This is a genomic window from Ramlibacter montanisoli, assembly GCF_013087525.1.
Lineage (GTDB): Bacteria > Pseudomonadota > Gammaproteobacteria > Burkholderiales > Burkholderiaceae_C > Ramlibacter > Ramlibacter montanisoli.
The window spans coordinates 4,442,405-4,459,501 of the sequence record NZ_JABFCS010000001.1 but is presented as its reverse complement, the minus strand read 5'-3'; the positions used below and the strand labels follow the sequence as shown (position 1 = coordinate 4,459,501).

General features: G+C 71.1%; 20 protein-coding genes and 2 pseudogenes. 4 read left to right on the top strand and 18 right to left on the bottom strand.

What is annotated here, in order from left to right:
* On the bottom strand, positions 1–1,020 hold a 1,020-nt coding region (locus HK415_RS22210; protein WP_171562990.1), incomplete at its 3' end, for a radical SAM/SPASM domain-containing protein.
* A gap of 194 nt (positions 1,021–1,214) precedes the next feature.
* On the opposite strand from HK415_RS22210, the gene HK415_RS22205 reads away from it, so the two are divergent.
* The gene (locus tag HK415_RS22205; RefSeq protein WP_171562988.1) at positions 1,215–1,625 is read left to right on the top strand and encodes a DUF3597 domain-containing protein; all 411 of its coding nucleotides are present in this window, start codon (positions 1,215–1,217) and stop codon (positions 1,623–1,625) included.
* 10 nt (positions 1,626–1,635) lie between these two features.
* On the opposite strand, the gene HK415_RS22200 is transcribed toward HK415_RS22205, so the two are convergent.
* The 3 genes from HK415_RS22200 to HK415_RS25740 all read right to left on the bottom strand — a co-directional run bounded on the left by HK415_RS22200 (position 1,636) and on the right by HK415_RS25740 (position 2,894).
* Positions 1,636–2,106 carry a hypothetical protein gene (locus HK415_RS22200; RefSeq protein ID WP_171562986.1) on the bottom strand — a complete coding sequence of 157 codons (471 nt, stop codon included), beginning with the start codon at positions 2,104–2,106 and terminating at the stop codon, positions 1,636–1,638.
* Positions 2,107–2,212: 106 nt separating this feature from the next.
* Complete coding sequence (locus tag HK415_RS25745) at positions 2,213–2,455, bottom strand: hypothetical protein (RefSeq protein ID WP_253261992.1); 243 nt, start codon at positions 2,453–2,455, stop codon at positions 2,213–2,215.
* A 178-nt stretch (positions 2,456–2,633) separates the two neighbouring features.
* Positions 2,634–2,894, bottom strand: a complete 261-nt coding sequence (locus HK415_RS25740; protein ID WP_253261991.1) for a DUF4286 family protein — start codon at positions 2,892–2,894, stop codon at positions 2,634–2,636.
* A 128-nt stretch (positions 2,895–3,022) separates the two neighbouring features.
* On the opposite strand from HK415_RS25740, the gene HK415_RS22190 reads away from it, so the two are divergent.
* Entirely contained in the window at positions 3,023–4,255 is a 1,233-nt protein-coding gene (locus HK415_RS22190; protein ID WP_253261990.1) for a serine hydrolase domain-containing protein, read from the top strand.
* Positions 4,256–4,259: 4 nt separating this feature from the next.
* Here the strand turns inward: HK415_RS22190 and HK415_RS22185 are convergent, their stop codons facing one another.
* The 8 genes and pseudogenes from HK415_RS22185 to HK415_RS22155 all read right to left on the bottom strand — a co-directional run bounded on the left by HK415_RS22185 (position 4,260) and on the right by HK415_RS22155 (position 9,797).
* On the bottom strand, positions 4,260–4,574 hold the full coding sequence (locus tag HK415_RS22185) for a hypothetical protein (protein WP_171562984.1): 315 nt from the start codon (positions 4,572–4,574) through the stop codon (positions 4,260–4,262).
* A gap of 32 nt (positions 4,575–4,606) precedes the next feature.
* Entirely contained in the window at positions 4,607–4,939 is a 333-nt protein-coding gene (locus tag HK415_RS22180; protein WP_253261989.1) for a hypothetical protein, read from the bottom strand.
* A gap of 109 nt (positions 4,940–5,048) precedes the next feature.
* Complete coding sequence (locus HK415_RS22175) at positions 5,049–5,261, bottom strand: hypothetical protein (RefSeq protein ID WP_171562982.1); 213 nt, start codon at positions 5,259–5,261, stop codon at positions 5,049–5,051.
* 37 nt (positions 5,262–5,298) lie between these two features.
* A pseudogene (locus HK415_RS22170) lies at positions 5,299–6,036 on the bottom strand (alpha/beta fold hydrolase); the annotation flags it as partial.
* 76 nt (positions 6,037–6,112) lie between these two features.
* Positions 6,113–6,346, bottom strand: coding sequence for a DUF2855 family protein (locus HK415_RS25735; RefSeq protein WP_253262371.1), 234 nt, complete (start codon positions 6,344–6,346; stop codon positions 6,113–6,115).
* Between the two features lie 101 nt (positions 6,347–6,447).
* Positions 6,448–7,041 (bottom strand): annotated as a pseudogene (locus HK415_RS25730) (DUF2855 family protein); the annotation flags it as partial.
* A gap of 193 nt (positions 7,042–7,234) precedes the next feature.
* Positions 7,235–8,920 (bottom strand): DUF3455 domain-containing protein, encoded by a 1,686-nt coding sequence (locus tag HK415_RS22160; RefSeq protein WP_171562978.1) that lies wholly within the window; start codon positions 8,918–8,920, stop codon positions 7,235–7,237.
* A 22-nt stretch (positions 8,921–8,942) separates the two neighbouring features.
* Positions 8,943–9,797, bottom strand: a complete 855-nt coding sequence (locus tag HK415_RS22155; RefSeq protein ID WP_171562976.1) for a class I SAM-dependent methyltransferase — start codon at positions 9,795–9,797, stop codon at positions 8,943–8,945.
* A 96-nt stretch (positions 9,798–9,893) separates the two neighbouring features.
* On the opposite strand from HK415_RS22155, the gene HK415_RS22150 reads away from it, so the two are divergent.
* Positions 9,894–11,894: a tetratricopeptide repeat protein gene (locus HK415_RS22150; protein WP_171562974.1), complete on the top strand. Its 2,001-nt coding sequence runs from the start codon at positions 9,894–9,896 to the stop codon at positions 11,892–11,894.
* Positions 11,895–11,933: 39 nt separating this feature from the next.
* Positions 11,934–12,395, top strand: coding sequence for a substrate-binding domain-containing protein (locus HK415_RS22145; protein WP_171562972.1), 462 nt, complete (start codon positions 11,934–11,936; stop codon positions 12,393–12,395).
* Between the two features lie 4 nt (positions 12,396–12,399).
* Here the strand turns inward: HK415_RS22145 and arfB are convergent, their stop codons facing one another.
* The 6 genes from arfB to HK415_RS22115 form a co-directional block, all read right to left on the bottom strand.
* Positions 12,400–12,798 (bottom strand): alternative ribosome rescue aminoacyl-tRNA hydrolase ArfB, encoded by a 399-nt coding sequence (arfB, locus tag HK415_RS22140; protein ID WP_171562970.1) that lies wholly within the window; start codon positions 12,796–12,798, stop codon positions 12,400–12,402.
* Between the two features lie 26 nt (positions 12,799–12,824).
* Complete coding sequence (locus HK415_RS22135; protein WP_171562967.1) at positions 12,825–13,124, bottom strand: hypothetical protein; 300 nt, start codon at positions 13,122–13,124, stop codon at positions 12,825–12,827.
* Positions 13,125–13,194: 70 nt separating this feature from the next.
* On the bottom strand, positions 13,195–14,358 hold the full coding sequence (locus tag HK415_RS22130; protein ID WP_171562965.1) for an acyl-CoA dehydrogenase family protein: 1,164 nt from the start codon (positions 14,356–14,358) through the stop codon (positions 13,195–13,197).
* A gap of 10 nt (positions 14,359–14,368) precedes the next feature.
* Positions 14,369–14,758: a cupin domain-containing protein gene (locus tag HK415_RS22125; RefSeq protein WP_171562963.1), complete on the bottom strand. Its 390-nt coding sequence runs from the start codon at positions 14,756–14,758 to the stop codon at positions 14,369–14,371.
* Between the two features lie 2 nt (positions 14,759–14,760).
* Positions 14,761–15,990, bottom strand: coding sequence for a CaiB/BaiF CoA transferase family protein (locus tag HK415_RS22120; RefSeq protein WP_171562961.1), 1,230 nt, complete (start codon positions 15,988–15,990; stop codon positions 14,761–14,763).
* Between the two features lie 2 nt (positions 15,991–15,992).
* On the bottom strand, positions 15,993–16,952 hold the full coding sequence (locus HK415_RS22115; protein WP_171562959.1) for a Bug family tripartite tricarboxylate transporter substrate binding protein: 960 nt from the start codon (positions 16,950–16,952) through the stop codon (positions 15,993–15,995).
* Between the last annotated feature and the right edge of the window lie 145 nt (positions 16,953–17,097).

Genomic DNA, 17,097 nt, shown 5'->3' with positions numbered 1-17,097 from the left:
GCGCGCGTCGTTCTGGACGTAGGCCCGGTGCAGGTTCTTCATGCAGTTGCCGCGGCACCAGGCGAAGGCTTCGCAATCCTCGCAGGGCATGGTCTGCGCGTGCTGCAGCGGGCTGGCCTTGAGCCAGTTGTCCTGCACGCTTCCCATGCGCATGGCCGGCTCGTACAGCATGTCCGGGCAGGGGAAGACCTGGCCGTCGGGCATCACGTTGAGCAGGTGCGATGACACGCGGCACTGCGTGCGGCCGCCATAGAGTTCCTGCGCGCGCCCCGGGAAGAGCTTGTTGCGCACGATGCCCATCAGCGGAATGACGGGATACAGCGTCTCCGTGCTGGCGAAGAAGCGCTCCACCAGCTGGCGCAGCACCGCCTTGCGCTTGTCCACGCCGCCGTCGCCGTACATCTCGTCGGCGACGAACTGCCAGTACAGGTAGTCGAAGGGCGAGTCGTCGGCCAGCAGCGCATCGAGTTCCTCGAAGCGGGTGTCGGCATTGCCCCAGGTGACCCGCGCGGTCACCGTGCCGCCGAAGTGTTCGTGCACCACCCGCAGGTTCTTGAGCACCTGCCGGTAGATGCCGCGCCCGCGGTAGCCGTCGGTGGTGGCCTCGCCGCCGTCGATCGACACCAGCACGTTGGACAGCCGCTGCAGCATCCACTCGGGCACGTCGTCGATCAGCGTGCCGTTGGTCTGCAGCTGGAAGCGCCAGTGCGGGAAGCGCTGCATCACCTCGGCCATCATCGGCCGGTTGAGCGTCGGCTCGCCGCCGTAGAAGGTGACGTACACCTCCTTGCCCGCCAGGTGGGTGGCGGCGAAGGCGGCGAGTTGGTCGATGCTGTAGGCGACCTGGGTCTGGGAGCCCAGCACGTCACCCACGCCGAGGGAGCAGTAGCTGCACTTCAGGTTGCACTTGAGCGTGGTGAGCAGCTGCAGCTCCACGCGGTGTCCGGCGATGGCCGGGGCTGCGGAGCGCGCCAGGGGTTGCGCGAAGAAGATCGGGGATTCGGAAACGGAGGAAGCCATGTCACGGGAAATGCAAGCGGGACAGGCTTATAGGCCGGGACTGCCGCGCAGGTGTTGATCTCGTGCAAGGAATGCCGCCACTGTCGAGTGGAACATTCCGACACACCCGCGGCGGTCTGCTTGTGGCCTGATACCCGCGCGGCGCGCAGCCAGCCGCGGGCGGGACGCGCGCGGCATTCAACGGGAGGACTCACATGGGCTTTTTCAGCAAGATCCTGGACAAACTCGGCTTCGATGCCGGCGCCGGCAAGGTCGAAGAGATGCTGCGCACGCCAGTACCGCCGGCCCAGCCGAACACCGCCACGGTCGGCGCGGGCCCGGCTGCGGGTGCTGCGCCGGTCTCCACCGTGGACGTCACCGCGCAACTGGAACAGAAAGCAGCCGCCAGCGGCCAGAAACTGAACTGGCGCACCTCCATCGTCGACCTGCTCAAGCTGCTGGACATCGACAGCAGCCTGCAGGCGCGCAAGGAACTCGCCACCGAGCTGGGCTGCCCGCCCAACCTGATGGCCGACTCGGCCCAGATGAACACCTGGCTGCACAAGGCCGTGATGCAGAAGCTCGCGGCCAACGGCGGCAAGGTGCCGGCCGAACTGCTGGACTGAACCGGGTTCGCTAGGGTGCCGGAGCGCGCGAGCCGCGCTTCAGCACCGCGACCATCGCGGCGCCGAACAGCAGCTTCGACGCCAGGCTGACCGCGGCCGGCAACAGCGCCACGAAGGCGGGGTTCAGCGCGGGCAGCAGCACCAGGAAGTTGAAGGCCCACACGCCGGCCAGCGCCGCCAGCGCCGCGGGCATGAGCGCCGCATCGCCGAATCGCGCGGCCACGCGCCGCAGCAAGGGCACGGCGAAGGCCCAGGCCAGGGCCACCGACAGCAGCATGTGGATGGCGACGCCGGCGAGCGCCGCGAAGCCGAAGTCGCCGGCGCCCGGAAGCACGGTCTCGGTCACGCCGCGCGCCACGGCGATGCCGCTGGCGGGCGACATCCCCGCATAGGCAGCCACCCAGGTGATCTCGGCGAGGCCGCCGGCCAGGCCCGCAAGGAGCACGGTGGCGGGACGGGGAAGGAAGGTGGACGGCTGCAAGTTCTCTCCTGGTGGGGGATGTGCCGCGAGTCTGCGCCCGCGCCCGGCGCGCGGATTGACCTCCATCAAGTCACGCGGGCGTGTGCCCATCCGATTGGCGCGCTTGCTACAGCGCGTCAGCCTGCTGCAGCGCCGCCGACAGCAGGTGCGTCGCGCAACGGCTGCCCGGCGCGGCGCCGATCGCCTCCAGCGCCGGCGGGCTCAACTCCGCGGCGGCGAGCTCGCGCAGCCGCTCCCCGTCATAGGCACTCAGGAGCACGATCCAGTCCGCCGCGCCATCGCGCAGGCCGCGGATCTTCTGTTCCTCCGTGACCGCGATGGCGGGATTCTCGTGGCGCAGCAGGTGCATGCCCGAGATGCCGGGGCGCTGGGGAGCGCCTGCGCCAGCGCGTGCAGCGCCGAGCGCAGTTCGTGCTCGCGCGCGGCCACCGGTGACAGGCGGATCGTCAGCAGCGTGCGCGAGATGGCGGCACCGCGGCTTTCCAGCACGCGGCACTGGCTGCGCACCATGTTGCGGTGCTGCGGCATCATGCGCTGCGACCAGGGGTCGGCGCGTTCAGGCGCTCCAGGTAGGCGGGCGAGGAAAGCACCTCGTGCCCGGCCAGCTCGTACAGCACGAAGAAGCCTTCGCCGCCGTCGGCGCTGCTCCAGCGCGAGGCGCGGCGGAAGCCCGGAATCCCCAGCCGCTCCGGGAAGTGCTCGTGCGAGTGCCAGTGCTCGAACTCGGCGCGCATCGCAGGGGCGATGTCCCACCACATGGCAAGCGCGGCCTGGCCCAGGAGTGCCATCGCAGGATCCTTTCGTCGTTGCGGGCGAGTATGGCGGCCGGCATCGCCCGGCCCGCGTCGGGGCATACCCCATGGCGCTGCCGGCATCCCCGCTGGCATGGTGCGCCCATGTGCCTTGCCGGGAGTGCATGTTGATGTTGAAGTGGAAGAAGATCGCCCTGGGCGTGTCCGGGGCCCTGGTGCTGGCCGCGGGGGCCGCCTGGTTCAGCCTGGACAAGGAGACGCGCGGCCTGCTGGCGACGCTGCCCACCAACCGCGACCTGCTGTTCTGGAGCCAGCCGCAGCGCGACGCGGCCTTCCGCGCGCTCGACCGCCTGCCCGTGCTGGCGAAAGCCCGCCCCATCGCCGCGGGCGGCACGCCGATGGCGCTGCCCGCCGGCGCGCCGCTGGAACTGCCGCTGGACGTGGCGGCCTACATGGCGGGCCAGCGCAGCGCGGCGCTGCTGGTCGTGCACGACGGCAAGGTGCGACTGGAACGCTATGGCCTGGACTTCGATGCCCAGGGCCGCTGGACCAGCTTCTCGGTGGCCAAGTCGATCACCTCCACGCTGGTCGGCGCGGCCATCCGCGACGGCCACATCCGCAGCATGGACGACAAGGTCAGTGCCTACATCCCGCAGATGAAAGGCTCCGCGTACGACGACGTGAGCATCCGCCAGCTGCTGACGATGACCTCGGGGGTGCGCTGGAACGAGAACTACTCGGACCCGGACTCGGATGTGGCGCGCTTCAACAAGCACGTGCCGGAAGAAGGCGTCGATGCGCTGGTGAGCTACCTGCGCAAGCTGCCGCGCGAGGTGCCGGCCGGCACGCGCTGGCACTACAGCACCGGCGAGACCAACCTGGTGGGCGTGCTGCTCGCGCAGGCGACGAAGAAGCCGCTGGCGACCTACCTGTCGGAGACGATCTGGCGGCCCGCCGGCATGGAACACGACGCGACCTGGATCCTCAACCGCAGCGGGCAGGAGATCAGCGGCTGCTGCATCCAGGCGGCCACGCGCGACTTCGCGCGCTTCGGCCTGTTCATCCTGGACGGCGCGCGCGTCGGCGGCCGCAGCATCGTGCCGGATGGCTGGCTGGCCGAAGCCACCAGCACGCGCACCGGCATCGGCCAGCCCGGGCGCGGCTACGGCTACCAGTGGTGGACCTACGAGGACGGCAGCTACGCGGCGCGCGGCATCTTCGGCCAGGGCCTGTTCATCGATCCGAAGCGCCGCATCGTGGTCGCCTCCAATGCGAACTGGGGCGGGGGAGCGAGCGACCGCACGGCGAGTGCGGCACGCGAGGCCTTCTACCGCGCGGTGCAGAAGGCGGTGGACGACGAGGCGGCCGGCACGCGCGGCAGCGGCGCCGTGCGCTAGTCGCTCAGGCTTGCGGTGCCGGGGACTCCCATCCCAGGAGCTCGGCGATGCGCACGACCACCCACTGCGCTTCGGCGGGCGACACCGGCGATTCCGCTTCGGACAGGCCGGCCTGCATCTTCCGAAGCACCTCGCGCTCGCTGCCGCCCGACTTGAACTGGGCGGCGGAGGCCTGCTCCATCAGCATCTGCGCCATGTCCTCGCACAGCTCGTAGCGCTCGCGCACGATGCGGATCGGCTCGGTGAGCCGGTGGCCCGCAGGGTTGGTGTAGAGCGCCACGAAGGAAGGCGGCACGTCGAGCTGGTTGGAGTCGTCCATCGGCTGCGCCGAGGATAACCGCCTTCCTTCGCTCAGTAGCGGTAGGGGTTGTGCGGCGCGCGGTCGTAGCGGTTCGGCACGCCGTCGCGGTCGTGGTCGCGCCAGTGGCCGCGGCGGTAGTGGTGGCGGGGCGCCTCGTAATACACGGGCTGCGGCTGCACGTAGACGGGATGCGGCTGCACGTACACCGGCTGCGGCTGCACGTACACGGGCGCCGGCTGGACGTAGCCGTAGCCGAAGGGGACCTGCACGCCGATGGACAGATGCACGTCGGACCGGGCATGCGCCGCGGAGGCTGCGGCCAGGCCGGCGAACACGACGGCGGCGGCCAGAAGCGGCTTGGCGGAAAAGAGGCGTTTCATCATGGCTCCTCGGTTGGGATGAAGCCATGGTGCGCCGCCGTCCATGAACCGAAGCTGAACGGTTGCACCCTGTCGAAGCTGCTGCCGCGAAAACAACAGCGGCGACGCCTTGTTACTTCTTCGGCGCCATGATCCCCATCATCAGCTCGGTATTGAGCTTGGCGATCTGCTGCATCAGGCTCCACTGGCTGGTGACCAGCTGCGCGAACTGCGGGTTCGTGGGATTGGCCTGCCCGGTCATCGCGAGCTGCGCCGTCGACTGGGCGATCTTCTGCTGCTCGGCGACGATCTGCTTGATCGCTTCGTTGTACTGTTCCAGGGTCATGGCTTCTCTCCAGCAGCGCGAAAGGCGCTGGGGGATCTTATGCCACGCCGTCCAGGAAGCGCTCGATCTGCGGGTTGACCACCTGCGGATGCGTGATCGGCCCCATGTGCCCCAGTTCCTCCAGATGCACGACGCGCACGTCCTTCAGCACCGGCGTGAGCACCCGCGCGACCGCGTGTGCCGATTCCGGGGAGCGTCCGCCCGTGAGGTACAGCACAGGCATCTCCAGCGCCGCGAAGGCGGACAGCGGCGTGGGATCGGTGGAGAGCGCCTTCCACCAGCCGGCGACGTTCAGCACGGATTGCGCGATCGCCGGCCTGCGGCCGGCTGGCATCGCGTCGAAGGCGCCGTCCTCCATCCAGAAGTCGATGAAGATGCGGGCGGCAGCCTCGGCATCTCCTGCCGCTGCCGCCGCACCCGCCCGCAGCGCCGCATCGCGGATGCCGTCCACGCCGTTGGGCGGCGGGCCTTGCGCATCGACCAGCGAAAACAGCGTGGGTTCGTACAGCACGAGCGCGCGCACGCGCTCCGGCCGCAGCGCCGCCGCCAGCAGGGCGACCGCGCCGCCATAGGAGTGGCCCACCAGCACGTGCGGCGCGCCCGCGCGCGCGAACAGCGGCGCCAGCAGTTCGACCTCGCTGCGCAGCGAGTGGCCTGCTGCCGGCCAGGCCGGACCCTTGCCCGCCCCGTAGCTGTCCGGCGCCAGCACCCTGAAGCGCGGCGCCAGGATCTCGAGCAGCTCGCGCCACTGGCCGGAGGTGCTGGCGTTCGCATGCACGCAGACCACGCCGGGTCCTGCGCCCGCTTCCCGGAAGAAGGGCTGTTGGATGTCCACCTGGAATCTCCAGTGTCTAGCGCAGCGACACGACGACGCCGGCCGAAGGATCCACCTGGCCGGCCGCCATGCGTTGCCAGGCGCGCAGCGCCGCGTCCGCGCCCTCCTCGCGCTGCACGCGCAGCCAGGGCCGCGGCTGCTGCTGCAGGTGCGCCACCAGTTGCTGCCAGCTGGCCAGCATGCGCTCGCCCAGGACGCGGCCGCCCCACTCGGACTGGCGCTTGGCGGCCTGCGCCGGCGCGAAGAACAGCGTCGGCCGCGGCCCGCGCAGGCCTTCGGCGCCCCCAGCGCTCCCACGTGCGTGCCGCCGACCGCGCAGCTGTAGCGCAGCTCGGTGAAGCGCTCGTGCACCTGCCGGCGAAAGCGCGCGTTGCCGGAAAAGTCGATGTACACCGCCGGCACGCCGCCCTCCACGCGCTCGAGCTCCTCGTAGGCCAGCACGCGGCCGTAGCAGCCCAGGCCCTCGCAGAAGGCGACGTTGGCGGCGGAGGTGAAGCCCACCGTTTCGATGCCCTCGCGCTGCTGCAGCAGGAAGGCCGTGGACCAGGCCGTCTTGCTGGAAGCGCTGGACACCAGCACCACCCGCGCGCCGAAGAAGTCCTGGTCGGCCAGGAAGTCGTCGATCAGCCAGGCCGTGTTGAACAGGGGCCGCAGCAGGGCCTGCAGTTCCTCGCTCTGCGCCGTGTAGGTGGCGTCGCGGTTGCAACGCAGGTACTGGTTGTAGATGCCGTGCAACTGCGCCCGGTGCGGCGCGCCGTCCACGAAGCCGCGCTCGGCCAGGCGCTGCGGCTGCAGGATGGCGCTGCCGGCCATGGGCCAGTAGCCGTACAGCCGCTCGCCCACCGCCACCCCCGGATGCAGCGACTGCACCACGCTGCCGAAGCCCCAGGCCGGCACGATGCCCCAGCCCTCCTCCCGCACCGGGAAGAAGTCCCAGTAGTGCATGTGCTCGCCGAAGGCGCCATAGGTGACGTTGTTCGCCGTCAGCGCCAGCGTCTCGACGCGCACCCGCACCTGCCCTTGCTGCAGGGGCGTCGCCTCTTCTTCGACCAGGCGGGCCTCGGTGAGGCGGTCCTTGCGGACCTGCAATGTGGTGGCGGTCATGCATGCACTCCAGGAGTTGGCGCCGGCGTGGGGATCAGCCGGGCGCGCGGACCTGCATCATCGTGTTTTTCGCCGGCCCGTACAGCAGGTAATCCGCGGTGTACGGCACCTTCTCGGTTTCGCCCGCGGCCTGGCAGGGCCGCGCGGGCGCCGCGCCGCCGCTGGTGTTCACCCGCTGCACGCTGCTCACGCGGGCGAAGCGTCCCTCGGCGCCGACCGAGCGCGCCGACAGCAGCAGCCACGGGATCGCGTCGGCCTGCGGCGCATCGGCGCGCGCCTTCAGCGCGCCGACGATGCGGCTGCCGTCGGCGGCTTCCCAGTGCGGGCCACCGTAGTGGCTGCCGACGGGCGCGCCGGCTGCGTCGAACAGCTGCGCCTGGGGTGCGACGAACACCCAGCGCACCACGCCCGGCGACGCCGCGTCGGCGCGGCACTCGTAAACCTGCACGCCGCGCGCCACGATGCGCTCCACCAGCGCCTGCTCGCCCTGCGGCGCCAGCGCCTGCGGCACCGCTGCGTTCACCGGCGACTGCGCCACCCGCGCGGCGGCCAGCGCGCCGATCTGCCGGCCCATCACCAGGCCCACTTCGGTGGAGGTCCGGTAGTGGATGCCCTCCCACACGCGCGCATCGGCCACTTCCTGCATGAAGGCCTCCACCGAGGCCCAGCGGCGCGTCGCGCCGTTGGCGGTGGGGCTGCTGGTGGCGAGTTCGGGCATGCGCCCGCCACCGACTTCCGCCTTGAGCAGTTCACCCACGGCGGCCGCCAGGATGCTGTGCGCGCTGGGGTATTCGGGGTGCCCCGGGTTGTCGATCAGGGGCAGCCAGCCCGCGTCCAGCTCGGTCGCCGGGTTGCCGTCGCGGTCGCCGTTGCGGATGGCCGTGACCGGCCGCCAGAAGCCGTAGTGGTACTTCGCGTCCATCACCGCGATCAGCGCGTCGTCCATCGCCTGGCTCGCGGCGGCGAACAGGCGCGCGTTCTGCGCGACGCTGCGACCGGGGGCGAGCGCCACGGAGCGCACGACGGCGTGGTAGATCGGCGGCAGCGAGTACTCCCAGAAGCGCGCCACCTCGGTCTGCTGCGCCGTGCGCTGCGTGCTGGCCTTGGCGCCCAGCGCCTTGACCTCGTTGTAGTCGCGCGCCCATTGCGCGCTCCCCAGCTCCGGGGGCGGCGCGGGGCGGAACTGTGCCCCGCTGGCCATCAGCCAGGGCTTGCGCTGTGGCCACTGCGGCGCAGCCACGGCGGCGGTCGGCACGTAGGCGCCCGGCTGCGCGTGCGGCCGGTAGCGGTCGGCGCCAGTGGCGCCATCGTCGGCGCGCCAGGCCAGCACGCGCGCGGCGGCCTGTTCGCCGGCCGCGATGCCGGCGGCCGTGGCCGGGCCCTCGCCCAGCTTCGCCAGCGCGGCGCGGTAGGCGGTGGCGAGGGCGGCCTCCTGCTGCGGCAGCAGGCGGGCCAGGCTCGCGCGGCTGGCCGCGGCCACCGCCGCGTCCGCCGCCGCGCCCTGGCCGGGCTGCAGCAGCTGCGCGGCCGCCACGGCTTCGTGCACCGCCGTCTGCACGATCGCCATCACGCGCACGGCGGGCGGCGTTCCCATGCGGGACTGCACCAGCAGCTCGCCGGCGGTCGTGTTCCAGTCGGTCACCGCATCGGCACGCGCTTGCGTGGCGGCGAGGCAGGCCAGCGCGATCGACGCGGCGGCCCAGGGTCTTGCGTTGCTCATGGGTCTCTCCTGCGAAAGGGTGTCAGCGGCGGGTGATGACGATCTCGAGGTACTCGCTGGGGATCACGAGTCCCTGGTCGCGGCCGATGTCGAAGCGCTTCATCAGCGCGACGAAGTCCTCGGCCAGCGCGTGCTGGCCCTGCGCGTCCAGCGCGGCGAAGGCCTTCAGGATGGGGCCGTAGTAGCCGCGGAAGATCTCCAGCATGTGCTCGGGCGAGCGGTAGCGGAAATGGAAGTGGCGCTTTTGCGCCGACACCTGCGCCGCGGCGCCGCCGAACAGCTCGTCGATGCGGCTGTCCAGTCCCCACAGCGCGGGCGACGTCACGCCGGCGGGCGGCGGCACGTGCTTGCCGATCATCTTGAAGACCTGGCCGATGAAGCCTTCCGGCGTCCAGTTGGCCATGGCGATGCGGCCGCCCGGGCGGCACACGCGCAGCATCTCGGCGGCCACGCGCGGCGGGTTGGGCGCGAACATGCAACCAAACGTGGACAGCACCGCATCGAAGCTGGCGTCGTCGAAGGGCAGCGCCTCCACGTCGGCCTCCTGGAAGTCGATGCCGTGCAGGCGTTCCGCCGCGGCCCGCTCGCGGCCCCGCTCCAGCAGGGCGGGGACGTAGTCGGTGGAGGTCACTTCGCACCAGCGGCGGGCGGCGGCGAGCGTCGCATTGCCGTTGCCGGCGGCCACGTCCAGCACGCGCTGGCCGGCGCGCAGGTCGGCCGCCTCGCACAGCGCCTCGCCGACGATTTGCAAGGTCGTACCGATCACGGCATAGTCGCCCGAGGCCCAGGCGGCCTTCTGGCGGGTCTTGATCGCGGCGAAGTCGGGCGCGGCCACGGGTGCGGCGGCGACGGCGGAAGCGGAAGACAAGTCGGTCATGGGTGCTCCTCAGGTTGGGGAGTTCCACTGTCAGGCGGGGACGTGGAAGCCGGCGTGGTGGCCGGCGTGGGAATTCACGTGGAAATGCGAACGCAGATGCAAACGGTCCCGCAGCAGTCCCCCGGGCTGGCACTCCGCCTGCTCGGCCCGCTGTCGGTGAGCCGCGCCGGCGCGCCGCTGGCGCTGCCGCGTTCGCGCAAGGCCCGCGCCCTGCTCGCCTGGCTGGCGATGGCGGGACGCGCTGCCACCCGCAGCCACCTGTGCGAGCTGCTGTGGGACCTGCCGAGCGACCCGCGCGGCGAACTGCGCTGGTGCCTGAGCAAGCTGCGGCCCGTGCTCGACGAGCCGGGCCGCCCGCGCCTGCGCGCGGACGCCGAGAGCGTGTCGCTCGATCTCTCCGATTGCAGCGTCGACGCGCTGGAGGTGCTGCAGGCCCTGCCGCAAGGCGTCGGCACGCTTCCTGCGGCGCGGCTGGAAGCGCTGGCGGCGCTGTTCGGCGACGGCGAGTTCCTCGAGGGCCTGGACCTGCCGCGCAGCCCCGCGTTCACCGGCTGGCTGGTGGCCGAGCGCCGGCGCCTGCGCGCAGCGCATGCCGCGGTGCTGGAGCACTGGGTGCGGACCCTGCCCGAGGACAGCGACGCGACGCTGGCGGCCGTGGAGCGCTGGCTGGCCATCGCGCCCTTCGACCGCCAGGCGCACGAGCGCCTGCTGCAGGCACTGGCCGCGCACGGCCGCCTGCGCGAAGGCGACGAGCACCTGGCGGCCACCGCCCGCCGCTACCAGGCCGAGGGGCAGGACTGGGCGCCGATCGGCCGGGCCTGGCAGGCCGCGAAGTCGCGCCATGCCGGCGGCGGGGTCGCGCGCATCGTCACCGAAGCGGCGCCAGCGCCCGCGCCGGAGCCCGGCGCCGGGCGCCGCGCCTCGCTCGCCGTCATGCCCTTCACGGACCGCTCGGCCGGCGTGCCGCTGCGTGGCGGCCTGGGCGACGGCATAGCGCACGACATCATCACGCGCCTGTCCAAGCTGCGCAGCATGTTCGTGATCGCCGAAGGCACGATGTTCGCGCTGGCCGAGCGCCGCGTGGACTCGCAGGACGCGGGCCGGCGCCTGGACGTGGACTACGTCGCCAGCGGCAGCCTGCGGCGCGAGGGCGACGGCCGCCTGGGCGTGAGCGTGCAGCTGGCCGAGACGCGCAGCGCGCAGGTGATCTGGGCCGAGGACTTCTCCGGAAGGCTGGACGACACCTTCGCCGTGCTGGACGTGATCGGCAACCGCATCGTCACCTCGATCGCCAACCAGGTCGAGGTGGCCGAGCGCAACCGCGCGATCCTCAAGCCGCCCAACTCGCTCAATGCCTGGGAGGCGCACCACCGCGGCCTGTGGCACATGTTCCGCTTCGACCGCGAGGACAACGAGCAGGCGCGGCAGTTCTTCCAGACCGCGGTGCGGCTGGACCCCACCTTCGCGCGCCCGCACGCGGGCCTGTCCTTCACCCACTTCCAGGACGCCTTCCTGGGCTGGCGCGATCCGCAGGCGGCGATCGAACAGGCCTACCGCGCGGCGGCCGAAGGCCTGATGGCCGACGAGCTCGACCCCGGCGTGCACTGGGCGATGGGCCGCGCGATGTGGCTGAAGGACCGGCCCGACCAGGCGCTGCGCCAGCTGCAGACCGCCATCGACCTGAGCCCCAATTTCGCGCTGGCGCACTACACGCTCGGTTTCGTGCACGCGCAGTCGGGCGATCCGCAGATCGGCATCGCCGAAGTGGACCAGGCGCGCGCGCTCAGTCCCATGGATCCCCTGCTGTTCGGCATGCTGGCCTCGCGCGCGATCGCGCTGGTGCGCCTGGGCCGCTGCGAGGAGGCCGCCGAGTGGGGCGTGGAGTCCGCCGCGCGCCCGAACGCGCACGTGCACATCCGCGCGATCGCGATGTTCTGCCTGGCGCTGGCCGGGCGCACGCGGGAAGCCAGGGAGTTCTTCGCGGCGATCCGGCGCGAGCAGCCGCACTACGGCGTCGCCGATTTCATGCGGGCCTTCAAGCTGGGGCCGGAGGCCGACCTGCTGGTGCACCAGGCGGCCCGCCTGATCGAGGCCTGAGGCGCGGATGGCCGCTTGCGGCCTCTCTAGAATGTCCCCATGCACACCACCGCTTTCCTGCGTTCCGCGGCCCTGCTCGCCATCGGCTGGGGCCTGGGCTTCGCCGCCGCCGCGGCCGACGTCACCGTGTTCGCCGCGCCCGCGCTCAAGCCGGTGCTGGCCGCCATGGCGCCCGTCTTCGAGAAGCGCACCGGCAACAAGATGGTGGTGATCAGCGCGCCGGTCGACGCGGTCGCCCAGCGCATCCGCGCGGGCGAGACCTTCGACCTGGCGGTGCTGCCGCCGGCGCTGCTGGAGGCGCTGGGCAGCGACGGCGCGGTGTCCGACGGCTCGATCATCGCGGTGGCGCGCGATCCGGCGGTGCCGCGCAGCGCGGGGATGTATGCGGCGGCGGTGTCCACCACGGCGTCGAATTCGCAGCCGGCGCTGTCGCTGCTGATCCTGCTGGCCAGCGAGGAGACGCAGGCGGTGCTCAAGGGGCACGGCCTGGCCGCGCCCTGATCGCTCACGGCGGCTCGTTCCTGCGCCCGGCCTTCACCTGGGAACGGACGCTCTTTTCCTTCAGCCGCCGCTGCTTCGACCCGTAGGTGGGCTTGGTGGCCTTGCGCACGAGGGGCACGTGCGAGGCCTGGTCCACCAGCTCCTGCAAGCGCGCCATCGCCTCGGCCCGGTTCTGCTCCTGGCTGCGCGCGGTCTGCGCCTTGATCACGACCACGCCGTCCTTGGTGATGCGCTGGTCCCCCAGCGACAGCAGCCTGTGCTTCACGTGCGCGGGCAGCGAAGAGGCGCGGATGTCGAAGCGCAGGTGCACCGCGCTGGACACCTTGTGCACGTTCTGGCCACCCGGGCCCTGGGCGCGGATGGCGCTGAACTCGACCTCGTGCCCGGGGACGACGTGCCGCATCGCGGGCAATGCGGCCGGCCGCGCGGCTAGCGCGGCACCGACATCAGGCTGGAGATGGCGGCGACGTGCGCCTCCTTCAGCTCCTGCGGCTTGACCTCGTCCTCCTCGGCGCTGCGGTTCTCGTAGGCCTGCACCGCCTTGCGCATGTCCTCCTCGTTCGCCCAGGCCATCACCTCGGTCTTGGGGCACATGTGCCGCATGGTGTGGTACCAGTAGTAGCCGTCGGCGCCGCCGAACAGGCGATCGATCCCGGCCAGGTCGTTCGGCTTCACGCGGTGTTTCTGCAGCAGCTCGTCGAGCACTTGGTGGGACAGGATGATCGTCATGGCGGTGGCGCGCCGCGCGGCGCGGCGGGGACTTCGGGAGGGAGCTGGATTCTACGTTTCCGCCAGCCGCTCAGTAGGACTTGGGCAGTCCGAGCACCTTTTCGGCGATGAAGCACAGGATCAGCTGGGGGCTGACGGGCGCCAGCCGCGGGATCCAGGCCTCGCGCAGGTAGCGCTCCACGTGGTATTCCTTCGCGTAGCCCATGCCGCCGTGCGTGAAGATCGCGTTCTCGCAGGCGCCATAGCAGGCCTCGGCGGCCAGGTACTTGGCGCTGTTCGCCTCGGCGGCGCAGGGCAGGCCCTGGTCGTACAGCCAGGCGGCCTTCTGCACCATGAGGTGGGCCGCCTCCAGTTCCATCCAGGACCTGGCCAGCGGGTGCTGGATCGCCTGGTTCTTGCCGATCGGGCGGCCGAACACCTCGCGCTCGCCGGCATAGTTGGCGGCCCGTTGCAGCGCGGCGCGGCCCAGCCCCACGGCCTCGGCGGCGATCAGGATGCGCTCCGGGTTCATGCCGTGCAGGATGTAGCTGAAGCCCTTGCCTTCCTCGCCGACGCGGTCCGCCACCGGGATGCGCAGGCCGTCGATGAAGACCTGGTTGGAGTCCACGCACTTGCGACCGAGCTTCTCGATCTCGCGCACCTCGATCTTGCTGCGATCGAGGTCGGTGTAGAACAGGCTCAGTCCCTCGGTGCCGCGCGCCTCCTCCACCGGCGTGGTGCGCGCCAGCAGCAGCATCTTGTTGGCCACCTGCGCCGTGCTGATCCACACCTTCTGGCCGTGCACCACGTAGTGGTCGCCCTCGCGCACGGCGCGGGTCCTGAGCTTCAGGGTGTTGAGGCCGGTGTTGGGTTCGGTGACTGCGAAGCAGGCGCGGTCCTTGCCCTGGATCAGTGGCGGCAGCCAGCGCTTGCGCTGCTCGGGCGTGCCGAACACCACGACCGGGTGCAGGCCGAAGATGTTCATGTGCACCGCCGATGCCCCCGACAGGCCGGCGCCGGTCGCGGAGATCGTGTGCATCATCAGCGCGGCTTCGCTGATGCCCAGGCCCGCGCCGCCGTGCTCCTCCGGCATCGCGATGCCCAGCCAGCCTGCTTTCGCCAGCGCCTGGTGGAAGTCGTCGGGGAAGCCGCCTTCGCGGTCCTTGCGCAGCCAGTAGTCCGCATCGAAGGGGGCGCAGACCTTGGTGATGGCATCGCGGATCTGTTCCTGCTCGGCGCCGAGGCTGAAGTCCATGGCGCCTCCTTCAGGCCTGCTTCGGGCGGATCACCTTGTCGGGCGACTCGCCGTAGGGCGGGCTGTAGATCACCAGCAGCTTGACGGGGGTGTCGCTGGTGACGGTGAACACGTGCATCTGGTCGGCCGGGAAGAAGCAGGTGTCGCCCGGCACCATGTCGAAGGACTCGCCGGCCACCTGCACGTGCGCCGTGCCTTCCAGCAGGTGGCAGGCCTGCTCGATGCCCGGGTGCGCATGCGGCAGCGCGCCGCCGCCCTTGTGCAGCGTGCCGAGCAGCACTTCCATCTGTTTCGCGCCCACCGTTTCGGGGCCGACCAGCCGCTGGTTGAAGGTGTGGTGGTGGTTGGCGGGGGTGTAGCTCGGCACGTCGGCCGTGCGCACCAGGTATTTCGGTTTCATCTTCAGTCTCCCGCGGCACAGGCGCCGCTGGCCAGCATGTCGTCGATCCGCCGTTGCGGGTAGCCGGCCTCGCGCAGCAGTTCCACCGTGTGTTGCCCGAGGCGCGGCGCCGGCTCGAAGCTGCGCCCCGGCGGCGTGGCGGACCAGCGCGTGGGATGCGCCAGCACGTGGATCGCGCCTTCGGAAGGATGCACAGCGTCCTGCACGAAGCCGGTGGCGCGCAGCTGCGGGTTCACCAGCAGGTCGGCCGGGCTGTTCATCGGCATGTTGGGCACGTCGGCGGCGTCCAGCAGCTCGCGCCATTGCTCCGTGCCGCGCGTGCGCATGATGCGGGACACCTCGGCATAGACGGCGTCGATGTTCGCCGCGCGCGCGCTGTGGGTGGAAAAGCGCGGGTCGCGCCCCAGGCCCTCGGATTCGCCGATGGCCGCGAAGAAGCTGCGCCAGTGCTTGTCGTTGTAGATCAGGACGCACAGCATGCCGTCGGCGGTGGCGTAGGGCTTGCGGTGCGGCGTCAGCAGCCGCGCGTAGCCCGCGTTGCCGCGCGGCGGCTCGAAGGTCAGGCCCGCCATGTGGTCGCCCAGGATGAACTGCGCCATCGCCTCGAACATCGGCACCACCACCGCCTGCCCCTCGCCGCTCTGGCTGCGCGCGTACAGCGCCGCCGTCACCGCGTAGACCGCATGCAGGCCGGTCACGCGGTCCGACAGCGTGGTCGGCGCGTAGGCCGGCTCGGGCGATCCGTACTGCTGCATCAGCCAGGGCACGCCGGTGGCACCCTGCACCAGGTCGTCGTAGGCCGGGCGCGCGGCGTCCGGCCCTTCCTGGTCGAAGCCGCAGCAGCTCACGTGGATGATGCGCGGGTTGCGCGCGCGCAGCGCCTCGTAGTCCAGGCCCAGCCGCGCCAGCGCGTTCGGCCGCACGTTGCTGATGAAGACGTCGCAGTTCTCCGCCAGCTTCAGCACCGCCTCGCGTCCTGCCTCGCGCTTGAGGTCCAGCACGATGCTGCGCTTGCCGCCGTTGGCATGCAGGAAGATGTGCCCCATGCCCGGCCCGTTCATGGGGCCGACGTGCCGCATGTTGTCGCCCTCCGGGCTCTCGACCTTGATGACGTCGGCGCCGAGCTGCGCCAGGATCTGCGTGGCGAAGGGCCCCATGATCACCGAGGTGAGGTCCAGGACACGGACGCCGGCCAGCGGCCCCGGCCGCGGCGGGCTGCTTTGCTGCGCCATGCTCACTCCGGCCGGATGCCGGCCTGCTTGATCAGCGTGGTCCAGTGCGTGAGCTGGTCGGCCACGTACTTGGCGAATTCGTCGGCGTCCCGGCTCGGCCACACCTCGAAGCCGAGTTGCGCCAGCTGGTCCTGCACGTCCTTCTCCGCCAGCACCTGCAGCAGCTCGGTATTGAGGCGGTCGACGATGGGCCGCGGCATGCCGGCGGGACCGAAGATGCCGTTCCAGGAGGTCAGGTCGAAGCCCGGGACTTCGCTGGCCACCGGCGGCACGCCCGGCATGCTCTTGAGCGGCGCGCGCGTGGTCACCGCGATCGCGCGCACGTTGCCGCCCTTGATCATGCCCATGGTGGAGCCGAGGTCGGCCACGTACATCTGCACCTGGCCGCCCACCAGGTCGGTCAGCGCCTGCGGGCTGGACTTGTAGGGGATGGCGACCACGTTGAGGCCGGCGATGCGCTTGATGGTTTCGGAGGCCACCAGCGAGGTGCTGTTGGGCGTGGCGTACGAGAGCTTGCCGGGATTCGCCTTCGCGTGCTCGATCAGTTCCTTCAGGTTCCTGGCGGGGAAGCCGGCGTTCACCAGCAGCGCGAAGGGCAGCTCGCCCACGCGCGTGACCGGCGTGAAGTCCTTGATCGGGTCGTACTTCAGGTTGGTGAAGAGCGCCGGGTTGGCCGAATGCGAAGTGTTCGTGGTCATGAACAGCGTGTAGCCGTCCGGCTTCGCCTTGGCGACGTACTGCGCGCCGATCTGCGCGCTGGCGCCGGCCTTGTTGTCCACCAGCACAGGCTGCTTGACGCGCTCGCTCAGGCGCTTGGCGACGATGCGGGCGACCGCGTCGGTGCCGCTGCCGGCGGCGAAGGGAACCACCAGGGTGATCGGGTTGGCGGGATAGCCTTGCGCCACGGCGGCGGTGGAAGCGGCCAGGGCGAGCACGGCCAGCGTGCGGGCGATGAATCTCATGGGTTTGTCTCCTCGGAATGCCTTGCCGGGACGGGGGCCGGCAGGAGGCATCGTGCGCCGGCCGACCATTCGCGTCCAATTCATTTTCCGGCTCGGACGATCCTTTCCTAGAATCGTTGCCGTCCCACGCCCATCGCCCCAAGCC

What these genes read in the sequence shown, in the direction of transcription:
- HK415_RS22130 (WP_171562965.1), bottom strand. Translation starts at nt 14,358, where the DNA reads ATGGACTTCAGCCTCGGCGCCGAGCAGGAACAGATCCGCGATGCCATC.
- HK415_RS22205 (WP_171562988.1), top strand. Translation starts at nt 1,215, where the DNA reads ATGGGCTTTTTCAGCAAGATCCTGGACAAACTCGGCTTCGATGCCGGC.
- HK415_RS22175 (WP_171562982.1), bottom strand. Translation starts at nt 5,261, where the DNA reads ATGACCCTGGAACAGTACAACGAAGCGATCAAGCAGATCGTCGCCGAG.
- HK415_RS22120 (WP_171562961.1), bottom strand. Translation starts at nt 15,990, where the DNA reads ATGGCGCAGCAAAGCAGCCCGCCGCGGCCGGGGCCGCTGGCCGGCGTC.
- HK415_RS22155 (WP_171562976.1), bottom strand. Translation starts at nt 9,797, where the DNA reads ATGACCGACTTGTCTTCCGCTTCCGCCGTCGCCGCCGCACCCGTGGCC.
- HK415_RS22135 (WP_171562967.1), bottom strand. Translation starts at nt 13,124, where the DNA reads ATGACGATCATCCTGTCCCACCAAGTGCTCGACGAGCTGCTGCAGAAA.
- HK415_RS22160 (WP_171562978.1), bottom strand. Translation starts at nt 8,920, where the DNA reads ATGAGCAACGCAAGACCCTGGGCCGCCGCGTCGATCGCGCTGGCCTGC.
- HK415_RS25740 (WP_253261991.1), bottom strand. Translation starts at nt 2,894, where the DNA reads ATGGCACTCCTGGGCCAGGCCGCGCTTGCCATGTGGTGGGACATCGCC.
- HK415_RS22145 (WP_171562972.1), top strand. Translation starts at nt 11,934, where the DNA reads ATGCACACCACCGCTTTCCTGCGTTCCGCGGCCCTGCTCGCCATCGGC.
- HK415_RS22150 (WP_171562974.1), top strand. Translation starts at nt 9,894, where the DNA reads ATGCAAACGGTCCCGCAGCAGTCCCCCGGGCTGGCACTCCGCCTGCTC.
- HK415_RS25745 (WP_253261992.1), bottom strand. Translation starts at nt 2,455, where the DNA reads ATGCACCTGCTGCGCCACGAGAATCCCGCCATCGCGGTCACGGAGGAA.
- HK415_RS22125 (WP_171562963.1), bottom strand. Translation starts at nt 14,758, where the DNA reads ATGAAACCGAAATACCTGGTGCGCACGGCCGACGTGCCGAGCTACACC.
- HK415_RS22115 (WP_171562959.1), bottom strand. Translation starts at nt 16,952, where the DNA reads ATGAGATTCATCGCCCGCACGCTGGCCGTGCTCGCCCTGGCCGCTTCC.
- arfB (WP_171562970.1), bottom strand. Translation starts at nt 12,798, where the DNA reads ATGCGGCACGTCGTCCCCGGGCACGAGGTCGAGTTCAGCGCCATCCGC.
- HK415_RS22180 (WP_253261989.1), bottom strand. Translation starts at nt 4,939, where the DNA reads ATGATGAAACGCCTCTTTTCCGCCAAGCCGCTTCTGGCCGCCGCCGTC.
- HK415_RS22185 (WP_171562984.1), bottom strand. Translation starts at nt 4,574, where the DNA reads ATGGACGACTCCAACCAGCTCGACGTGCCGCCTTCCTTCGTGGCGCTC.
- HK415_RS22190 (WP_253261990.1), top strand. Translation starts at nt 3,023, where the DNA reads ATGTTGATGTTGAAGTGGAAGAAGATCGCCCTGGGCGTGTCCGGGGCC.